This is a genomic window from Cellulomonas fimi ATCC 484 (assembly GCF_000212695.1).
GTDB classification, from domain to species: domain Bacteria; phylum Actinomycetota; class Actinomycetes; order Actinomycetales; family Cellulomonadaceae; genus Cellulomonas; species Cellulomonas fimi.
Window position 1 is genome coordinate 114,844 of record NC_015514.1, and the last position, 19,704, is coordinate 134,547.

Below are 19,704 nucleotides of genomic sequence, written 5' to 3' on the forward strand. Positions count from 1 at the left end.
TCCGCGTCGCCCGAGGGAAGGTCTGGTCCCGCCCGTGCTGAAGAAGTCCCGCTCCGTCGCGTCCGCCACCTGCACGATCACGTTCGCGCTGCCGACCGCCTCGCTCGACGGGCCGGTCAGCGTCGTCGGCACGTTCAACGACTGGACGCCGGGCACGCACCCCCTGCGCCGCCGCTCGAACGGCACGGCGAGCACGTCGGTGACCGTGCCGGCGGGCACCGCCGTCCGCTTCCGCTACCTCGGGGCCCACGGCCACTGGTTCGACGACGCCGACGCCGACGAGATCACCGCGGACGGCGGTGTCGTCCTCGCCTGATCGGCCGCTGGCCTGCGGCGACGCTCTTGTCACCGGCCCCCTGCGCCGCTACCTTCGGTCGCGCAGGGAGCCGGGGGGCAGCGCATGGGAGCGCTCCCCTTCCGCCTGTTCCCGTGCACTCAGAGACGAGATGCAGAGCCGAGAACGCATGGCGCACTCCACGACCTCCGGCTACCGCTACGACACCTGCTGCTGCACGGGCTGACCGATCGGTCCGCAGGAGGTGCGATGAGGGTGCGCAGGACCGTGGTCGCGGCGACCGCGCTCGTGGCGGTGCTCGGAGGGTGCTCGGAGCCGTCGTCCGAGCCGACGGACACCGCGTGGGAGGAGCCGGCGTGGTTCGCCGAGCAGGACCGTGAGCGGGAAGAGGCGCGCAGCGCGCTGCAGGGCTGCATGGACGGTCGCGGCTGGGCCGTACCCATGACCGAGGACGGCGGCACGACCACGGGCTTCACGGACGAGACCGAGGCGAACCGCTTCATGGAGGACTCGCGGGCGTGCCTCGCCGAGTCGGGCCTCGAGAGCGAGGTGGCCCTCTCCACGGACGAGATCGAGGAGCTGTACGACCGCCAGCTCGAGACGCTCGAGTGCCTGCGCCGCGAGGGCGTGGAGCTGCCGGACGCACCGACGCGCGAGACGTACGTCGAGCAGACGTCGCGGTTCCTCGGCGGCGACGAGAGCGCCACCTGGTGGGAGCCGTACGCCGACCTGTACACGATGGAGGAGAACCGCACGATCGACGCCGCCGCGTCCGCGGCCGCCCAGGCGGCGTGCCCGCAGTACTGGGTCCGCTGATGAGGGCACGCGTCGTCGGGGTGTGGGTGCTCTCGGTGGCCGTCGCGCTCGCGGCCGGGTGGTGGGCGGCGGATGCGACGCTGCGACCCCCGCAGGTCGCCGACCGGGAGCTGCCCCCCGCGACGTACGCGGTCGTGGAGGGGACCGTGGGGGAGACCCTCGACGTCTCCGCCGAGGCGGTCTGGGCCGCTCACCCGGTCGCCGCGCTCGACCGGGCGGGCAAGGTGACGTCGGTCGACGTCGCCCCCGGCGACGTGCTCGAGCAGGGGGACGTGCTGCTCACCGTGGACCTCGTGCCGGTCACGGTCGCGGCGGGCGACGTCCCCGCGTTCCGGGCGCTCACGTCCGGCCTCGAGGGACCCGACGTGCGGCAGCTGCAGCAGCTGCTCGCCGACCTCGGCCACCTGCGGTCGGCGCCGGACGGGCGGTTCCGGGCATCGACCACCGCCGCGGTCCGCTCGTGGCAGAAGGCGAGCGGCCGCCCCGTGACCGGCGAGGTCCCGCTCGGTGACGTCGTGTTCGTCCCGGGCCTGCCCGCGCGCGTGGTCCTCGCCGACGGCGTCGCGGTCGGCCGGTCCGTCGGCGCCGGCGACGCGGCCGTCTCGGCCGTCGAGCCCACCCCCACGCTCACGGTCCGGCTGGCCGCCGACCAGCGCAGCCGTGTCCCCGCCCCCGGCACGCCCGTCACCGTCGACCTGGGCGACGGCCGGACGGTCGTGGCCGTCACGCAGGAGCCGCGGGTCGAGGACGACGGGACCCTGGTGCTGGACCTGCGCGGCTCCGACGGCGGGCCGGCGTGCCCCGAGCCGTGCGCGGTGCCGTACGCGGCGCAGGCGCAGCGCTTCCCCGCCGAGGTCGAGGTCGCCCCCGCCCGCACGGGGCCGACCGTGCCGCTCGCCGCGCTCGGGTCCGCCGCCGACGGCTCGACGTTCGTGACCCGGGCGGACGGGACGCGTGCCTCCGTGCAGGTGGTGGCGTCCGACGGCTCGCGCGCGGTCGTCGACGGGCTCCGGGTCGGCGACGAGGTCCGCCTGTTCGCGGAGGGTCACCCGGCGGCTGCGAGCGACGACGAGCCGACCGCTCCGGCCCCGCGGGCGACCGGATGAGCGGGTGCACGCCCCGTCAGGCGGTCGTGCGATGACGCGCGTGGGGGCGCAGCGTCTCGGCTTCACCTACGGGAAGGTGCCCGTGCTGGCCGACGTCGACGTCGCGCTCGAGCCCGGCGCGGTCACGACGCTGAGCGGCCCGTCCGGCTCCGGCAAGTCGACCCTCCTGTACCTGCTCGCGCTGCTGCTGCGGCCGGCGTCGGGCGACGTCGTGTGGGACGGGCGGCCCGTGGGGCGCGCCGCGGACGGCGAGCGGGCGCGGCTGCGGGCGTCGCTGTCCGGCTTCGTCTTCCAGGACGCGATGCTCGACCCGTCGCGCACCGTGCTCGACAACGTGCTCGAGCCCGCCCTGTACGCGGGCCTCGACCGGCGCGCCGCGGGGCGCCGGGCGCGTGACCTGCTCGACGAGCTCGGCGTGGGTCATCGCGCCGACCACCGTCCCGGGGAGGTCTCGGGCGGCCAGGCGCAGCGCGTCGCGCTGTGCCGCGCACTCGTCACCGACCCGCCCGTGCTGTTCTGCGACGAGCCGACCGGCAACCTCGACCGGGACGCGACGGAGGTGGTGTGGGCCGCGCTCGGGGCGTGCGCCGACCGGGGCGCGACCGTCGTCGTCGCGACGCACGACCTGGACCTCGTCGCGCGGGCCGGTGCACGCGTGGTGCTCGCATGACCGCCGACGTGCGCGACGTCCGTGCGGTGCGGCTCGCCCGGCCGCCCGGCCGACCCCGCGCGGGGCAGGTCGTCGCCGACGCGGCGCGCAGCGTGCGCGCCCAGCCCCTCACGACGGCGACCACGGCCCTCGTCGTCGCCCTCGTGTGCGTCGTCGTCCTGCTGACCACGGGCCGCGCGGCCGCGTCGGAGCGTGCGGTCGTCGCGTCGATCGACGCGGTCGGGACGCGTCTGGTGACCGTCAGCGACGGGCAGGGGCAGGCGGGCCTCGACGCGTCCTCCGTCGCGGAGATCGCACGGCTCGACGGCGTGGAGTGGGTGTTCGGGCTCGGACCCGCGTCGGACGGCACGAACGCGGCGCTGCCGGGCCGGACCGGCGTCGCGGCGCTGCGCCCGCTCGTCGGCGACCTGCCCGACGACGTGCGGCTCGCGGACGGGCGAGCGCCGGCGGCGCCGGGGGAGGCCGTGGTGGGCCGCGGCGCTGCGGCGGCGCTGCACCTCGGTGACGTCGCGGGCGGCGTGACCGACGGGCGCGCGACCGTCGGCGTCGTCGGGCGGTTCGAGGCGGTGGGCTCGCTCGCGTCCCTCGACGACCTGGTGCTCTACCGGCCCGCCCCCGACGCGACCGACGCGCGCACGCTTCGCCAGGTGCACGTGCTGGTCTCGGACGCGTCGCTCGTCCCCGAGGTGACGGAGCACGTGCGCGCCGTGCTCCGCGTCCGTGACCCGTCCCGCGTGGAGGTCGAGTCGTCCGAGGGGGCCCTGCGGCTGCGCGAGGCCGTCGCGGGGACGCTCGGGGCGACGTCGCGCCAGCTCATGCTCGGCGTGCTCGGGGGTGGGCTGGTGCTCGTCACCGTCACCGTCCTCGGTGCCGTCCAGGGGCGGCGACGGGACCTCGGGCGGCGGCGGGCCCTCGGTGCCAGCAGGTCCGCGATCGTCGCGCTGGTGCTCCTGCAGACGCTCGGGGCCGGCTGCCTCGGTGCGCTCCTGGGCACGGTCGCGGGTCTCGCAGCCGCCTCGGCGTGGACGGGCGCGACGCCGCCGTGGACCTTCGCCGCCGGCGTCGGGACGACCGCCGTGCTCATGGGCCTCGTCGGTGCCGTCCCGCCCGCGCTGCTCGCGGCGTTCCGGGACCCGGTGCGGATCCTGCGGGTGCCCTGACCTGCCGCGCGGGCCGGGGCCGTCGGGCTCAGCTGCAGTAGTCGCAGACGCCCGTCGCGGGCAGCGTCATGGAGCACGTCGGGCAGACGGGCGCGACACGCTCCGGGACGGCCGGCGCGGGTGTGCGCCGGGCGGCGGCCGGCCGCGCGGTCGCGGGCTTGGCGGCGCGGGGCGCGCGCGTGCGGGCGGCGGGGGCGGCCGCGGGCGCAGCGGCGAGCTGCGGGACGTCGAACCCGCGCCGCACCAGCAGCGCGAGGATCGCGTCCGTGCCGGTCGTCACCTCGTCGGCGGTCGCGAGCCGGCCGGTCGCGTAGCGGTGCGCGACGCCGACGACCGCGGGCGCGTCGTAGGTGCGTCCCTCGTGCTCGAAGGTGCTGGTCGACGGGGTGAAACCGTAGACGCCGAGGAAGTCGTCGGGTCCCCGCGAGTCGTGCTCGGCGATCGCCTGGAGCACGTGCTGGCGGGTGACGGCGGAGAACGTGGCCACGACGACGAGCCTAAGCCGCGCCGCGACCCGCACCCGGTGACGGCGGTCCCTGGCGGCCGGACAGGTGAGCGTCGGACGAGGGCACAGACGGGACACATCGGACTCGGCTAGCCTCGTCCGGCACCTGCCCGCACGACCGATGAGGACCCATGGGATTCTTCAACAAGCCGGCCTCCGGCCCGGCCGGGGTGCTCGCCCCGCTGTCCGCCGAGCGCATCACCGGCTACCTGGACGCCAACGGGATGCGGTACGGCGTCGACGACGACGGCGACATCGGCGGGTACTGGGACGGTCACCTGTTCTTCTTCTTCCGGCTCGGCGAGGGCGAGGAGCTCCTGCAGATCCGGGGCCGCTGGAACCGCCGCGTCGAGGTGTCGGAGCTCGACGCGATGCTGCGCCTCGTGAACGACTGGAACGCGGACCGGCTGTGGCCCAAGCTCTACGTCCGCGTCGAGGAGGACGTGCTCGGCGTGTACGCGGAGCACACGGTGGACTACCGGCACGGGGTCACCGACGAGCAGATCGACCTGCACGTGACGGCGACGTTCTCGACCGCGCTCGCGTTCTTCGAGCGGCTCGACGAGGCGTACCCGGAGCAGGCCGCCGCCGCCAAGGCCGCGTTCGACCAGGAGTGACGTGACGCACCCCGCCGACGACGCCGCGCAGGCGTTCCAGGTCGACCTGCGCGGCGTGGTCGACCTGCTGGCCCGCCACCTGTACTCGGGCCCGCGCGTGTACGTGCGCGAGCTGCTCCAGAACGCCGTGGACGCGGTGACCGCGCGGCGCGCGCTGGACCCCGCGGCGCCGGGCACGGTCCGGCTGCGCGCCGTCGAGGGTGGGGTGCTGGAGGTCACCGACACGGGCGTCGGGCTGACCGCGGACGAGGCGCGCGAGCTGCTCGCGACCGTCGGCCGCAGCTCCAAGCGCGACCTCGAGCTCGGCGTCGGGCGGGCGGAGTTCCTCGGGCAGTTCGGCATCGGCCTGCTGTCCGCGTTCATGGTGTCGGACCGGATCGAGCTCGTGTCCCGGTCGGCGGCCGACCCGGACGCGCCCGTCGTGCGCTGGGTGGGCCACTCGGACGGCACCTACGACCTGACGACGGCCGACCGTGCAGCGCAGGACGAGCCCGGCTCGACCGTGCGCCTGCACCCGCGCCGCGACCTGGAGCACTGGCTCGCGCCCGAGACGGTCGCGGCGCTCGCGGCGGAGTTCGGCTCGCTCCTGCCCCTGGACGTGCAGGTCGAGGTGCCGCTCGACGGCGGGGGCGTCGCCTGGCGGCGGGTGACCGAGCCGGACCTGCCGTGGCGGGCCACGTACCCGGACGCCGCGGCCCGGGACCAGGCGCTCGTGGCGTACTGCGAGCGTGCGCTCGGGTTCACGCCGCTGGCCTGCATCGACCTCGACGTCCCGCTCACGGGACTCACGGGGGTCGCGTTCGTGCTGCCCGCCGCGGTGCCGCCGGGCAACGGCCGGCACCGGGTGCACCTCAAGCGGATGCTCGTCGGCCAGCGCGTCGACGGCCTGCTGCCGGACTGGGCCTTCTACGTGCGCTGCGTCGTCGACGCGGACGGGCTGCGGCCCACGGCGTCGCGCGAGGCGCTGTACGACGACGAGGCGCTGCTCGTGACCCGCGACGCGCTCGCGGCGCAGGTGCGGGACTGGACCGTGCGGACGCTGCGCACGCCGTCGCGCCTGTCCCGGGACCTCGTCGCGACGCACCACCTCGCGGTCCGGTCGCTCGCGCTCGTCGACGACGAGATGCTCGACCTCGCCGCGCAGGTGCTGCCGTTCGAGACGAGCGACGGCACCCGCACGCTCGCCGAGGTCGCCGCCGAGGGTGCCGTCGTGCACACCACGAGCCTGGAGGAGTACCGCCGGGTCGCGCCGATCGCGCGCGCCCAGGGGCTCCTCGTCGTCAACGCCGGCTACGTCTACGACGCCGACCTGCTGGCGCGGCTGACCGGGCGCTCGGGCTGGGACGTGCGGCCGCTGCGCGCCCGGGACGTCGCGCAGGTGCTCGACGAGCTCGCGCCCGAGCGGGAGCTCGAGCTGCTCGACGCGGTGACCGCCGCGTCGGCCGCGGTCCGCGACCTCGACGCGGAGGTCGTCGTGCGGCGGTTCGCGCCGCAGGACCTGCCGGCCGTCCTGCTCGACGACCGCGACGACGAGCACCGCCGGGACGTCGCGCGGGCCGTCGACGCGGCCGACGACCTGTGGGGTGGTGTGCTCGCCGGGTTCTCGACGCAGCCCGCGCCCGCACGGCGGCTCGTGCTCAACGACGCCAACGCGACGGTGCGCCGGCTGCTCGCGGGAGGCCCGCGGCCCGAGGTGTTCGCCGCGGGCGTGCGCTCGCTGTACGTCACCGCGGTGCTGCTCGCCGGCGAGCCGCTGCGCACCCGCGACGCGACGACCATGACCGACGCCATGACGGTGCTGCTCGACGCGGGGCTGCGCGCGGGCGACGACGAGGAGGAGACCCGGTGAGCCGCACGCTCGACGAGGTGAACTGCGAGCTCATGCGCATCCGCGAGATGCCGTACGGCCTGGCCCGCACGCAGGCCGCCGAGCGTCAGGTGCGCCTCGTCGAGGCGGAGGGGCCCGACGCCGCGCGGGCGTTCGCGCTGTCGGTGCTGGTCGACTCGATGTACTGGGCGGGCGAGGTCGAGAAGTCGTACCTGCCGTTCACGCTGCTGGTGCGCTGGTGGGACGAGCACCCCGAGCTGTTCGACGAGATCGACCGCCACTCGCTGTTCTGGTACTTCAAGTGGATGGTCAACGACCTCGCGGACTACCCGACGGTCCCCGTGGCGCAGATCGAGGCGACGCTCGACGACATGGAGCGCCGGTACGCGCTCGCCGGGCACGGCCGCGACGCGGTCGCGTACAGCCGGTTCTGCTGGGCCGCCGCCCGCGGCGCCGACGACGTCGAGCGGCTCTTCCAGGAGTGGGTCGCGACCCCGCGCGACGAGTTCTCCCAGTGCGAGGTCTGCGACCCGGGCGACCGCGCGTCGCACCTGCGCGCCACGGGCCGCCTGGAGGAGACGGTCCGGCTCGTCGAGCAGACCCTCGCGGAGGGCGCGACGTGCGCGACCGAGCCGGCCGACATGCTCTCCCACCTGGCCCTGGCGTACCTCGACCTCGGCCGGCCGCAGGACGCCGCCCGCGCGCACCGGCGCGCCGTCGCGACCCTCGCCGAGTCGAAGGGCGAGATGGCGGGCGCCCGGGGGCGGCGGATCGTCCTGCTGGGCCGTGGCGGGCAGCCGGAGCGCGCGGTCCGTGCGATCGAGGAGGACGCGCGGCTGCTCCTCGCGGCCGAGACCCCCGCGGCGCGGCTGGGTCTGCTCGTCGACGTCGTCGAGGCGACCGCGGCGATGCTGCCCACGCACGGCGACCTGCCGGTGCGGGCCGCAGGCGTTCCGGCGGCCACGGTCGCCGAGCTGCACGCGTGGGCGGTCGCCGAGGCCGCGCCGCTCGCGGCGGCGTTCGACCGGCGCAACGGCACCACGCGCGAGTCGGACCTGCTCGCGATCGCCCGGGCAGCACGACCCGCGCCCACGCCGCTCGACCTCGACCTGGGGCTGCTCGACCCGACGCGCGCCCCGGCCGGGGGTGCTGCCGACGCGGCGGCGACGGGTGCCCCCACGGTCGACGACGCCCCGGTGGACGACCTGGCAGCGGCCGAGTCGGCGCTCGCGGCCGGCCGGACCGAGGAGGCCGCACAGGCGTACGCGCGTGCGGCCGCCGGCGCGCAGGACGCCGGGCGGATCGTCGACGCCGGCTACGCATGGGCCGAGTCGGCGCGCTGCGCTCAGGTCCTGGCCGACGACGCCACGGCGCACGTGCTGTACGCGCGGTCCGTCGCGTTGCTGCGCGCCGGGGGCGTCGAGCCGCAGGACGTCGCGCCGGTGGTCGTCGCGTGGGCCCCGGCGGCGGCGACGTCCGGGCACGCCGACGCGCTCGTCGAGACCGCGGACGCGCTCGTCGAGGCGCTGACCGGTGCGGCGGGCGACGACGTGGCCCCGGAGGGGGTCGCGCTCGCGCAGCGCAAGGAGACCGAGCGGCGCCGTGCCGCCGCGGACCTCGACGACGCCGCAGCGCGCGTCCTCGCCTCGGTCGCGGACGCCGCCGGCCCGGCCGACCGCGCCGTGGCCGAGGACGGGTCGCTCGTCGAGCGGGCGGTCACGCGGGCGGCCCGGGCGGCCGAGGCGTACGCGTCCGTGGGCGCGCTCGGCGACGCGGCGCACGCGTTCTGGCTCGCGGGCCGGCTGCTCGACGGCCAGGGGCGCACGCAGGACGCGGTGTGGCACCTGGAGTCGGCCGTCGAGGGGTTCGGGCTGGCGCACGACCGGCAGACGCGCGCGCGGGCGGCGGACGACCTCGTCGCCCTGCTGCGCCGCACGGGTCAGGACGCGCGCGCCGAGGAGGTGCTGGCGGCGCTGAGCCGCTGACCCGTCGAGCCGCCGAGCCGTCGAGCCGGTGAGCGGTCGATCCGCTGAGCCGTCGAGCCGCTGAGCCGTCGAGCCGCTGACCGCTTCGCGAGGCATGCCCGACGCGCCCCGGCCGCGCTGCACCCGTTCGGCCCACGACCGTGCGCCGGTCGGGGTGCGGCTGCGGTGCCGGGGCGTTGCGGCGTGCCACACTCGCCCGACGCGGCGACGGGGCGCGGGCCGCACCGGCCCCGACCGCCGCGGACAGCCGCGGGCCCGTCCCCCGCTCGCGGGTGGCGTGAGGAGCTCGTGATGCCGGACGTCGAGGTCGCCGTGCGGGGCGTCCTGCCGGACGTCCCGGGACCCTCCGCGTTCCCGCGTGCCCGCGTGGTGCGCCTCGAGTCGGACGACGGGACGTCGGTCGCCACGGGTCTGGTCGTGGGACCGCGCCTGGTGCTCACGACGCGCCGGGTGCTGGGGCGCACGCTGCCCGTGGCCCGCGTCCGCCCGCCCGCGGGCCCGGTGACGCCCGAGTGGCTGGCGGCGCAGAGCCTCCCGGCACGCGTGCGCGCCCGCACCCTCCCCGCGGGCGACGACGCGACCGGCGGGGACGGCGCCGGGACGGTGCGCAGCCTCGCGGTCGTCTGGACGCACCCGCAGGCCGATGCGGCGCTGCTGCTGTGCACGGACGCCGAACCGCTCTCCGACGCGACGGACCTGCGCACCGAGTGGGCCGAGCCGGACGAGGCGACGGAGTGCGCGGCCGTGGGGTTCGCCGCGGGGGCGGCGCGACCGCTCGACGACGCCGAGGGCCGGGGTGCGCCGGTCGAGATCGGCATCGTCGTGCGCCCCGGTGCCCGCTCCCGGGCGCGCGCCTGGTCGGTCGAGCTCGCGACGGCACCGCCCGGTGGGCCGCCCGGGGGGTCGTGGGCGGGGTGCACGGGCGGGGCGCTCGTCGCCGAGGACGTGCTGGTCGGGCTGCTGAGCAACGACGAGGCGGCCACCCGGCCGCAGGGCCCGGGGCTGCAGGTGGTGCCCGCGCGGCGCTTCGCCGACCAGGCGGACCTCGTCGCGTGGGTCACGGCCGACGCGGGACCGGGCGCGTGGGCGCGCGCCGCCGCGACCCCGGGCCAGCTGAGGCGGCGCCGCGAGCAGGACGCGCGCGCCGACGTCCGGTGGCCGGTGCGGGTCGGACCGGTGCCGGCGGCCGGGGACGGGCACGCGGTGCGGGCGGAGGTCGCCGCGGCACTCGGGGGGCCGGCGGGCGAGGCGCTGCACGTCGCGACGACGACCCTGCTGTGCGGGCCGCCGGGGTACGGCACGACCGCGGCGGCGGCGGCGCACGCGCACGCGGCGTGGACCGCGGGCGCGCTCGACCTGCTCGTCTGGGTGGAGGGCGGCAGCCGTTCGGACGTCCTGGCCGGCCTCGCAGCGGCGGACCGGGTGGTCCACCCGACGACCGTGGGCGGCGCCGACGCGGAGGCCGCGCAGGCGTTCCTCGCCTGGCTCGCGTCGACGCGACGGCGGTGGCTCGTCGTGCTCGACGCCGTCCCCGACCCGAGCCTCGTGCACGAGCTGTGGCCGCGCGGAGCGACGGGGCAGGTCGTGGTCACGAGCGAGCGCAACGACGTGCTGCCGCGCACGGGCGGTCGCGTCGTCGCCGTCGACCGGCTGTCGAGCTCGCAGGCGGAGGCCTACGTGGAGGCCCGGCTCCCGGGCACGCCGCCCGCCGACGTGGCGCGCCTCGCGGACGACCTGGGGCGGCTGCCGCTCGCGCTCGCGGTCGCCGTCGCCGACCTGCGGGACACCGGGGGCGGTGCGGGCGAGTACGCGGAGCGGCTCGCGGAGCGGCGCCAGGAGCTCGCGCTGCCCGACGACGCGGGCGCCGACGTGGCGGCGACGGTCCTCGCGGTGACGACGCTGGCGGTGGACGACGCCGACGCCCGGCACCCGCAGGGACTAGCGCAGCTCGTCCTCATCCTCGTGAGCGTGCTCGGCCCGACGTTCCCGCTCGCGGTGCTCGCGACGGCCGCGGTGGGGGAGGGGGTCGAGTCCCTCGTGCGCCCGCGCTCGTGGCGGCGGTGGATCACGCCCGGGCACGGCATCACGCCCGCGGAGCTGCGCGAGGCGCTCGCGCACCTGTGCCGGGTCGGTCTGGCGTCGCTGGCCGACGACTCCGTCGACGGTGCGACGCTCGCCCGGGTCCACCCGCTCGTGCAGGAGGTGGTGCGCGCGCAGCTCGACGCGGCGACGCTCGACACCGCGCTGCGGACGGCCGCGGAGGCGCTCGCGGAGGCCTGGCCGCGCGACGGGGGGCCCGGCGCCACCGCGGAGCCGGTGTTCCGGACGTGCGCGTCGACGGTCGCGGCCCTCGACGTGCGGGGTGCGCTGTGGGACCCCGAGGGCCACCCGGTGCTCTGGGAGGTCGGCGCGAGCCTGTCCCGCGCCGGCCTGCCGCACGAGGCGGTCGTGCACTGGGAGCGGCTGGTCGAGGACGCGACGCGCACGCTGGGCGCGGAGCACCTCGACACGCTCACGGCGCGGAACAACCTCGCGCTCGCGCACCGTGAGGACGGGCGGCTCGACCGCGCGGTGCCGCTGCTGGTCGGCACGCTCGAGGACGCCGAGCGGGTGCTGGGCGCCGCGCACCCGGCGACGCTCACGAGCCGCAACAACCTGGCGATGGCGTACCGGGACGCGGGTCTCGTCGAGCGTGCGCTGGAGATGCTGCAGCGCAACCTGTCCGCGTCGCGCCGTCGCCTGGGCGCCGACCACCCCGACACGTTGACGAGCCGCAGCAACCTCGCGCTCGCGTACCGCGACGCGGGGCTGCTCGACGAGGCCCTTCCCCTGCTGGTGCGCGGTCTGGACGACGCCGAGCGGGTGCTGGGCCCGGACCACCCGGCGACGCTCGCGGCCTGCCGCGACCTCGGCCTGACGCACTGGCTGGACCGGCGCGCGGACCGTGCGCTGCCGCTGCTCGAGCGCGCCCTCGCGGACCGCGAGCGCGTGCTCGGCCCCGACCACCCCGACACGCTGACGAGCCGCAACGACCTCGCGCCCGCGTACCGCGACGTCCGCCGCCCGGACCGCACGCTGCCGCTGCTGGAGGACACCCTCGCGACCGCCGAGCGCGCGCTGGGACCCGACCACCCGGTGACGCTGACGAGCCGCGGCAACCTCGCGCTCGCGTACCGCGACGCGCGCCGGCCCGACCTGGCGCTGCCGCTGCTGGAGCGGATGCTCGCCGACGCGGAGCGCACGCACGGCTACCAGCACGCCGACACGCTGGCCTGCCGCGGCGTCCTGGCGCTCGCGTACCAGGACGCCGGGCGGCTGGACCGGGCGATCCCGCTGCTGGAGAGCACGCACGCCGACCGGCAGCGCGCGCTCGGGCCCGACCACCCGGACGCGCTGACGAGCGCCAACTACCTCGCCCTCGCGTACCGCGACGCGGAGCGCTACGGCGACGCGGTGCGCCTGCTCGAGCGCACGCTCGCCGACCGGCAGCGCGTGCTCGGCACGGACCACCCGGACACGCTCGCGACGCGCGGCGACCTCGCCCTGGTGCACCACGACGCGGGGCGGCTGGACCACGCGATCGCGCTCCTCGAGGGCACGCTCGAGGACCGGCAGCGGGTCCTCGGGCCCGGGCATCCCGACACGCTGACGAGCCGCAGCAACCTCGCGGTCGCGTACCGCGAGGCCGAGCGGACCGAGGAGGCCGTCGTCCTGCTGGAGCGGACGTTCGTCGACCGGCAGCGGATGCTCGGGCCGGACCACGCGGACACCGTCGCGAGCCGCGTCGTGCTCGTCGACGCCTACCGTGAGGTGGGCCGCTGGGACGACGCGCTCGCCGTCCTCGAGCGGGCCCTGCGGGACGACGAGCGGCTGCTCGGCCCAGCCGACCCGCAGACGTCCGGCAGCCGCGTGACCCTCGTCGACGCGTACCGGGAGGCGGGCCGGGACGAGGCCGCCGACGCGCTCGAGGCGGGGGAGCCGGTGGACGTCGCCCGCCGCCGCGGCGCCCGCCCACGCCGTCGCTCGGCCTGACCGGTGACGCCGCGACCGCCGCAGACGACCGTGACCAGCACCTGGACAGCACGCCCGGCGGGGAATGCGACCGCGGGACACCCGCTTGGTACGGCCATGACCACCTACGGGATCATCGGAGCAGGACACATCGGCAGCCAGCTCGCGCGCGCGTTCGTCGGGCTGGGCCACGACGTCGTCATCGCGAACTCGCGCGGACCGGAGACGCTCGCGTCGCTCGTCGAGGAGCTGGGGCCGCGCGCCCGGGCGGCGACGGCCCCGGACGCCGCCGCGGCCGCGGAGGTCGCCGTCGTCACGGTGCCGCTGCACGCGCTGCGCGCCGTGCCCGTCGAGCCGCTCGCCGGGAAGGTCGTGCTCGACACCAACAACTACTACTGGGAGCGGGACGGGCGGATCAACGCCCTCGACCGTGGCGAGGCGACGACCTCGGGCCTGCTGCAGGAGCACCTGCCGACCTCGAAGGTCGTCAAGGCGTTCAACCACATCGTCGCCGCGGAGATCACGACGGACGGACTCCCGGCGGGCTCCCCCGGCCGGCGCGCGCTCGCGACGTCGAGCGACCACCCCGAGGCCGTCGAGCTGGTGACCGCCCTGTACGACGCGCTCGGGTTCGACACCGTCGACGTCTCGCCGCTCAGCGAGTCCTGGCGCGTCGAGCGAGACCGTCCCGCGTACGGGGTGAAGCAGGACCGCGAGCAGCTCGTCGCCAACCTCGCGCTCGGGACGCGCACGCTCTGACCTCGCGACGGGCGGTCGCCGGGTGCGGTCAGGGCAGCAGGCTCTGCACCGCCCCGGCGACCAGCACGGCCAGCGCCGCGAGCAGGGCCGGTGCGGCGAGCGCCACCGTCGCCCGCGACCGCCACGCCGGCCCGAGCCGGCGCCGGGCCTGCCAGATCCCCACGGGGAGCGCGAGGACGGCGGGCACGCACGACCACAGGAGCAGGAACGCGGCGACGAGGGGCCCCCAGGACGACGGGTCGGCGAGGCCGTCGAGCACGTACGCGCCCGCGGCCAGGACCCCGACGCCCGAGACGGCGGCGAGCAGCAGCGCCGTCCAGCCGGTGACGCGCACCCACGGGTAGCCCGCGGTCGGGGCGACGGTCTGGGCCTCGGCCATGCGGCTCCTGTCCTGCGGCACCGGTCGGCACCCGGGGCGGGCGACCCCGGTCGGCGCGGCGGGCGGCACGTGCCGCGCCGGGTACCGCGCGTCGGGAGGGTATCGCGACGCACGACGCGGCCGCGCCGGTTCCGGGCACGTCGACACCGACGGGTGACGCGCGCGGCGTACCATCGACGGCGACCTGCCGCGCACGACGGAGCGCGGCGACCGACGACGGAGCGCACCCGATGCAGCGAGGAAGCGAGGCGGCCGCCCTGGCCTGCTCAGCCACCGGCTGACACCCGCCCGAGCACCGCACCACCTCGACGGCCCCCCGACGGGCCGTCCGACGGCACCGCCGTCGACGCTGCACACCCTCGGCCGGGTGACCCGCTTCCCCCACCGCCCTCGCGCGCGCCCCGCGGCGTGCCGTCCGGGCGGTCCCCGTCGTCCCGAGAGCGAGAACCCTCATGCACCCCCTGACCGAGACCGTCATCCGTACGTCCTTCGCCAACTGCTCGCGCCGCGAGGCGTCCAGCCTGACCCTGCCCGCCGACCTCGACACCCAGCCGTGGGACCGGCTCGACTACCTCGGCTGGGTCGACCGCAAGGCACCGCTGCGCGCCTACGTCGTCGTCCCCGTCGACGGCACCCCCGTCGGCGTCGCGCTGCGCGCCCCCGACACGGGCGGCCGGCAGCGCCGCGCCGTGTGCGCGTGGTGCGAGGACGTCATCGCCACCGACGACGTCTCCCTGTACGCCGCGCGACGCGGCGGCGCCGCCGGGCGCAAGGGCGACACGATCGGCACGCTGCTGTGCACCCGGTTCGACTGCTCCCGCAACGTCCGGCGCCGACCGACCCTCGTCGAGGCGGGCGAGGACCCCGCGGGTGTCGTCGAGCGGCGCGTCGCGGGGCTGCGCGAGCGCTCGCAGCGCTTCGTGCGCGAGATCCTGCGCGACGCCTGACCGGGAGCGGGATTCCGCCCCGGGCGGGCACGGGTGCAGGATGTGGCCCGTGCCCGCCGCGGGGCGGGTCGACCAGGAGGTCACGATGCAGATCGACGTCCGCGAGCAGCCGACCAGGACCGTCGCGGTGGTCCGCCGCGAGGTGCGGATGGACGAGCTCTCCGCGTTCTACGACACCGCCTACGGCGAGGTGGAGCGGGCGGTCGCGGAGGCCGGCGGGCAGGTCGTCGGGACGGCGGTCGGCTGGTACCACGGCATGCCGACCGACATGGTCGACGTCGCCGCGGGCTTCCCCGTCGAGGGTCTGGACGCCGGGCCGCTCGCCGGGCGCGTCGAGGTCGTCGAGATGCCGGGCGGTCGCGCGCTCGTCGCGCTGTACGTCGGCCCGTACGACGGGCTGGGCGCCGCGTGGCAGGAGGTCGAGGAGCGGCGGGCGCAGGACGGCACCGACGGCCGGGGCGACTTCTGGGAGGAGTACGTGACCGACCCCGACCCGGACGGCGACCCGGCGGCCAACGAGACGCTGCTCGTCCTGCCGCTGCGCTGACCGCCGGGCCGGGGCGTCAGGCCGACGGCACGTACGCGAACGTGTCGGGGTCCGGGCCCGTGCGCTCGCCCCGGTCGAGGGCGTCGATGTCCGCCATGTCGGTCGTCGACAGCTCGAAGTCGAACAGCGCGAAGTTCTCCTCCATGCGGCTGCGCGTCACCGACTTCGGGAAGACCACGTCGCCGCGCTGCACGTGCCAGCGCAGCGTGACCTGCGCGGGCGTGCGGCCGTGCGCCTCGGCGATGCGGAGCAGCGTGGGGTCGTCGAGCACCTTGCCCTGCGCGATGGGCGACCACGCCTCGGTGACGATCCCCAGCTCGGCGTCGGCGGCGCGGGCCGCGTCGTTGCGCAGGTACGGGTGCACCTCGATCTGGTTCACGGCGGGCGTCACCGTGGTCTCGTCGCGCAGGCGGTGCAGGTGCGCCGGCTGGAAGTTCGAGACGCCGATCGACCGGGCGCGGCCCGAGGCGTAGATCTCCTCGAGCGTGCGCCAGCGCGCGACGTAGTCCGCGACCGTGGGCAGCGGCCAGTGGATGAGGAACAGGTCGACGTGGTCGGTGCCGAGCGCGTCGAGCGAACGCTGGAACGCGTCGAGCGCGGCGTCGTGCTCCAGGTACCCGTTGTTGAGCTTCGTCGTGACGAAGACGTCGGAGCGGGCGAGGCCCGACTCGGCGAGCGCCGCACCGACGCCCTCCTCGTTGCCGTACATCTGCGCGGTGTCGATGTGCCGGTAGCCCACCTCGAACGCCTCGAGCACGACGCCCTTGGTGTCCTCCGGCGGCACCTGGAACACCCCGAAGCCGAGCTGCGGGATCTCGACGCCGTTGTTGAGCGTGCGGGTGGGGACCGTCGTCATGGTGGCTCCTGTCGTGCGGGTCGCCGCCCGCGGCTGCCGTACGGGCGTCGGTGTCGCGGTCCATCAGAACGCGCGCGGCGGCGGGCCGCACGCCGGGCCGGTACCGGCGGCCGGGGTCGGTGGTCGGTGTGCCGGTCGGTGTGGGCGGTCGGTGCGAGGGTCGTGCCGGGTCCGTGGCCGGGCACAGGTCCGGCGGGAGGCGGCCGACGGAGAGGGGTGCGACGTGACCGAGGTGGTGCTGTTCCACCACGCCCAGGGGCTCACGCCCGGCGTGCAGACGTTCGCGGAGGTGCTGCGCGCGGCGGGGCACACCGTGCACGTGCCCGACCTCTACGACGGGCGGACGTTCGACGACCTGGAGGCGGGCGTCGCGTACGCCGAGCAGGTCGGGTTCCAGGAGGTCGTGGACCGGGGTGTGCGTGCCGTCGAGGGGCTGCCGTCGGCGCTGGCCGTCGTCGGGTTCTCGCTGGGCGTCATGCCCGCGCAGACGGTCGCGCAGCGTCGCCCCGGCGTCCTGGGCGCGGTGCTCGTCGGCTCGTGCGTGCCGCCCGAGGCCCTCGGCAGTCCCTGGCCGGACCACGTGCCGGTCCAGGTGCACGGCATGGACGGCGACCCGGTGTTTGTGGGCGAGGGCGACGTCGACGCCGCACGCGAGCTCGTGGCGGCCGTTCCCGACGGCGAGCTGTTCCTCTACCCCGGCGACCAGCACCTGTTCATGGACGCGAGCCTGTCCGCCTACGACGAGGACGCCGCCGCCCTGCTCCGGGAGCGGGTGCTCGACCTCCTCGGCCGCCTCGGGCGCCCGCTCGGGTGACCGACCGACGCCCGCGCGGGTGACACGGCCCTCCCGGGCGGGTGACCGCGCCCGGCGACGGTCGGGTCCGCCGGCCGAGGTGCCGATGCCGCCCGCGACGGGTGCGCGCCGCGCTGCCCGCGGCGGGTGAGGGGTGAGCGGTGTCGGAGTGCGAGTACTACGGGACGTGCTCGTCCGCGCCCCCCACCGCCGTCCTCGTCGTGATGGTCGTGCTCTACGCGGCCGCGATCGCGCTCGGCATCTGGGTGTACAAGCGCATCCTCAACAAGGCCGGGTACAGCGCCTGGTGGATGCTGCTGATCGTCGTCCCCGTCGGGAACCTCATCGGGCTGGTGCTGTTCGCCGCGAAGGAGTGGCCGGTCGAGGCCGAGCTCCGACGCGTCCGCGGGCAGCTGCTCATGGCGCACGCCGGAGGGGGAGGAGCGGCGGACCGCGGCGTGGGCCGCACCTTCGGGGCACCCGACCCACGGTTCTCCGCACCGGACCCGCGGTTCTCCGCACCTGACCCGCGGTTCTCGGCGCCGGCGTCCCCCGACCCGCGGTTCGCAGGGCCTGCGTCGCCCGACCTGCGGTTCGGGGCGCCCGACCCGCGGTTCTCCTACGGCGCTGCGCCCGACCCGTTCTCCGCGCCTCCCGACCTGCCGGCCACGCCGCCCCCGGGCCTGCCGCCGTACGAGCCCCCGGTGCCGCCGCAGCGCTGATGACCGTCGCGCCGACGCGCACGGGCTCGCGCGTCCGCGCGGACAGCCGGGGAGCGGCGGCCCCGACCTGTGCGGTCGACTCGCCGCTCGCACGGCCGGGAGTGCCGGTGCGTCAGGCGTACAGGTCGTCGACGCGCACCGGGGCGCCCGGCAGCGGGTGGCCCGCAGGCGTGTGCAGCCCGTCCAGGACGAGGGCGTGCGCCCGCGCATAGGCGTTCTCGGCGCCCGCACCGGGCGGCAGCGCGCGGCTCACGGCCGAGACGAGGAGGACGACGTCGCCGGTCGCCACGTCGGCGCGCAGGGTGCCCTCCTCCTGCGCCGCGCGGACCAGGTCGTCGACCATGCCGACGATCTCGTCGCGCAACGCCCGCACGTCGGGGTCGCTGCCCAGGGCGGCGGCCTCGGCCGGTGGCACCGCGTCGACCAGGCGCAGCACGACCCGCAGGTGCGGCGACCACGCGAGGACGCGCACGAGGGCGTCCCACGGTCGCTCGCCCGCCCCGTGCGCGGCCCGCACGTCCTCGCGCACCACGCCCAGCGCGTCCACGACGACCGCCCGCACGAGCGCGTCCCGGTCCGCGAACCGGCGGTAGAGCGTGCCGATGCCGACGCCCGCGGTCCGCGCGACCGTCTCCAGGGCCACGTCGGGACCGACGTCGAGCAGCAGGGTGGTCGCGGCCGCGACGATGCGGTCCCGGTTGCGCCGTGCGTCGGCGCGAAGCACTGCGGCCATGGACCCCTCCCGCCCCGATGACCTCGCTCGTCGGCAGCGTAGTGCGACGTGCGCGCCGACGGTCGTCAGCGCGCGGTGCGGTCCCGGGGCTGTCTCCGGGACCGGCTGAGGGTCGTCGTCACGACCGGCGCGAGCAGGGCGACCGCCGACGCGACGCCCGCCGCGACCGCGACGACGTCGTCCCGCGGCGACCCCGTCGAGCGGCCCACGGCGATCCACGCGAGCCCCCACGCGAGCGCGAGCCCGATCGCGACCGCCAGCACCGCGCGGTGCCGCGCGTACACGGCGTAGGTGACGGCCAGTGCGGCGGCCAGCGCGAGGACGACGACCGACCAGGTGGTGGCGCCCAGCCCGAGCCCGCCGACGTCGGCCGCCACGAGCGTCGCCGCGATGTTCGCGAGCGTCGCGACGCTCACCCAGCCCAGGTAGAGGCCGACCGTGCCGTCGACGACGACCGCCTGCGCGGCCCCGTCGGGCGGCGTCGCGACGAGCCGCACGAGCAGCACCGACAGGACGACGAGCAGCGTCGCGATGACCGCGACGGAGGCGACGATCCAGCCCTGCTGCACGACGCCGATCCACAGCGCGTTGAGCACCATCGACGCGAGGACCCACCAGCCGGTCGCCCGCAGCCGGGGGACCGCGGCGTTCCGCGGCAGGGCGTGGTAGACGGCGTACACGAGCAGCCCCAGGTAGATGACGGACCAGATCCGGAACGCGGGGGTGTCGGGCGCGAGCGGCGTCGCGTCGGCGGACAGCGCACCGCCCGCCGCGTCCTCGACCGACCGGCCCCCGAACGCCCCCGCCCCGAACGCCGCCGCGACCACGGCGACGAGCGAGCCGACCACGACGACGACCTGCCGGACCCGGTCCGACGACGACGGGGCGAGCGGCAGCGGGCCGGCGGTGGCAGACGTCATGACCCCACCCTGCCGACCCGCGGGCGCGGCGGCATCCCGAGGCGTCGCGGGCGGG

At 76.9% G+C, this 19,704-nt stretch carries 19 protein-coding genes; 14 read left to right on the forward strand and 5 right to left on the reverse strand.

Translation table 11 applies throughout. The annotated features are described in order from the left end of the window. Window positions 1–34 precede the first annotated feature (34 nt). The 5 genes from CELF_RS00510 to CELF_RS00530 all read left to right on the forward strand — a co-directional run bounded on the left by CELF_RS00510 (window position 35) and on the right by CELF_RS00530 (window position 4,047). Window positions 35–316 carry an isoamylase early set domain-containing protein gene (locus CELF_RS00510; protein WP_013769281.1) on the forward strand — a complete coding sequence of 94 codons (282 nt, stop codon included), beginning with the start codon at window positions 35–37 and terminating at the stop codon, window positions 314–316. A gap of 228 nt (window positions 317–544) precedes the next feature. Further along, window positions 545–1,111: a hypothetical protein gene (locus CELF_RS00515; protein WP_013769282.1), complete on the forward strand. Its 567-nt coding sequence runs from the start codon at window positions 545–547 to the stop codon at window positions 1,109–1,111. Beyond that, entirely contained in the window at window positions 1,111–2,217 is a 1,107-nt protein-coding gene (locus CELF_RS19265) for a peptidoglycan-binding domain-containing protein (protein ID WP_013769283.1), read from the forward strand. The genes CELF_RS00515 and CELF_RS19265 overlap by 1 nt, the downstream gene beginning before the upstream one ends. Window positions 2,218–2,248: 31 nt before the next feature. After that, window positions 2,249–2,887 carry an ABC transporter ATP-binding protein gene (locus CELF_RS00525; RefSeq protein WP_013769284.1) on the forward strand — a complete coding sequence of 213 codons (639 nt, stop codon included), beginning with the start codon at window positions 2,249–2,251 and terminating at the stop codon, window positions 2,885–2,887. After that, complete coding sequence (locus CELF_RS00530) at window positions 2,884–4,047, forward strand: FtsX-like permease family protein (RefSeq protein WP_013769285.1); 1,164 nt, start codon at window positions 2,884–2,886, stop codon at window positions 4,045–4,047. Before CELF_RS00525 ends, CELF_RS00530 begins: the two co-directional genes overlap by 4 nt. A gap of 28 nt (window positions 4,048–4,075) precedes the next feature. Here the strand turns inward: CELF_RS00530 and CELF_RS00535 are convergent, their stop codons facing one another. Next, entirely contained in the window at window positions 4,076–4,534 is a 459-nt protein-coding gene (locus CELF_RS00535) for a ScoMcrA-related endonuclease (protein WP_041553293.1), read from the reverse strand. A 149-nt stretch (window positions 4,535–4,683) separates the two neighbouring features. Between CELF_RS00535 and CELF_RS00540 the strand changes: the two genes are divergently transcribed. The 5 genes from CELF_RS00540 to CELF_RS00560 all read left to right on the forward strand — a co-directional run bounded on the left by CELF_RS00540 (window position 4,684) and on the right by CELF_RS00560 (window position 13,752). Next, window positions 4,684–5,169, forward strand: coding sequence for a type III secretion system chaperone family protein (locus CELF_RS00540; protein ID WP_013769287.1), 486 nt, complete (start codon window positions 4,684–4,686; stop codon window positions 5,167–5,169). A 1-nt stretch (window position 5,170) separates the two neighbouring features. Continuing rightward, window positions 5,171–7,018 (forward strand): HSP90 family protein, encoded by a 1,848-nt coding sequence (locus CELF_RS00545; protein WP_013769288.1) that lies wholly within the window; start codon window positions 5,171–5,173, stop codon window positions 7,016–7,018. Continuing rightward, window positions 7,015–8,982 carry a hypothetical protein gene (locus CELF_RS00550; RefSeq protein WP_013769289.1) on the forward strand — a complete coding sequence of 656 codons (1,968 nt, stop codon included), beginning with the start codon at window positions 7,015–7,017 and terminating at the stop codon, window positions 8,980–8,982. The genes CELF_RS00545 and CELF_RS00550 overlap by 4 nt, the downstream gene beginning before the upstream one ends. A 291-nt stretch (window positions 8,983–9,273) precedes the next feature. Beyond that, complete coding sequence (locus tag CELF_RS19270; protein ID WP_013769290.1) at window positions 9,274–13,014, forward strand: tetratricopeptide repeat protein; 3,741 nt, start codon at window positions 9,274–9,276, stop codon at window positions 13,012–13,014. 96 nt (window positions 13,015–13,110) lie between these two features. Continuing rightward, on the forward strand, window positions 13,111–13,752 hold the full coding sequence (locus tag CELF_RS00560) for an NADPH-dependent F420 reductase (RefSeq protein ID WP_013769291.1): 642 nt from the start codon (window positions 13,111–13,113) through the stop codon (window positions 13,750–13,752). A 28-nt stretch (window positions 13,753–13,780) separates the two neighbouring features. Here the strand turns inward: CELF_RS00560 and CELF_RS00565 are convergent, their stop codons facing one another. Next, window positions 13,781–14,131, reverse strand: coding sequence for a hypothetical protein (locus CELF_RS00565; RefSeq protein ID WP_013769292.1), 351 nt, complete (start codon window positions 14,129–14,131; stop codon window positions 13,781–13,783). 452 nt (window positions 14,132–14,583) lie between these two features. Here CELF_RS00565 and CELF_RS00570 point away from each other — a divergent pair, with 452 nt between their 5' ends. After that, on the forward strand, window positions 14,584–15,078 hold the full coding sequence (locus CELF_RS00570; RefSeq protein WP_013769293.1) for an FBP domain-containing protein: 495 nt from the start codon (window positions 14,584–14,586) through the stop codon (window positions 15,076–15,078). 40 nt (window positions 15,079–15,118) lie between these two features. After that, window positions 15,119–15,625 carry a GyrI-like domain-containing protein gene (locus CELF_RS00575; protein WP_249363407.1) on the forward strand — a complete coding sequence of 169 codons (507 nt, stop codon included), beginning with the start codon at window positions 15,119–15,121 and terminating at the stop codon, window positions 15,623–15,625. 16 nt (window positions 15,626–15,641) lie between these two features. On the opposite strand, the gene CELF_RS00580 is transcribed toward CELF_RS00575, so the two are convergent. Further along, window positions 15,642–16,481: an aldo/keto reductase gene (locus CELF_RS00580; RefSeq protein ID WP_013769295.1), complete on the reverse strand. Its 840-nt coding sequence runs from the start codon at window positions 16,479–16,481 to the stop codon at window positions 15,642–15,644. Window positions 16,482–16,704: 223 nt separating this feature from the next. On the opposite strand from CELF_RS00580, the gene CELF_RS00585 reads away from it, so the two are divergent. Next, window positions 16,705–17,295, forward strand: coding sequence for a dienelactone hydrolase family protein (locus CELF_RS00585; RefSeq protein WP_013769296.1), 591 nt, complete (start codon window positions 16,705–16,707; stop codon window positions 17,293–17,295). Between the two features lie 140 nt (window positions 17,296–17,435). Then, window positions 17,436–17,996, forward strand: coding sequence for a DUF805 domain-containing protein (locus tag CELF_RS00590; RefSeq protein WP_013769297.1), 561 nt, complete (start codon window positions 17,436–17,438; stop codon window positions 17,994–17,996). A gap of 112 nt (window positions 17,997–18,108) precedes the next feature. On the opposite strand, the gene CELF_RS00595 is transcribed toward CELF_RS00590, so the two are convergent. Next, window positions 18,109–18,729, reverse strand: a complete 621-nt coding sequence (locus CELF_RS00595) for a TetR/AcrR family transcriptional regulator (RefSeq protein WP_013769298.1) — start codon at window positions 18,727–18,729, stop codon at window positions 18,109–18,111. A 65-nt stretch (window positions 18,730–18,794) separates the two neighbouring features. Beyond that, entirely contained in the window at window positions 18,795–19,649 is an 855-nt protein-coding gene (locus CELF_RS00600; protein WP_013769299.1) for a tryptophan-rich sensory protein, read from the reverse strand. Window positions 19,650–19,704: the final 55 nt, after the last annotated feature.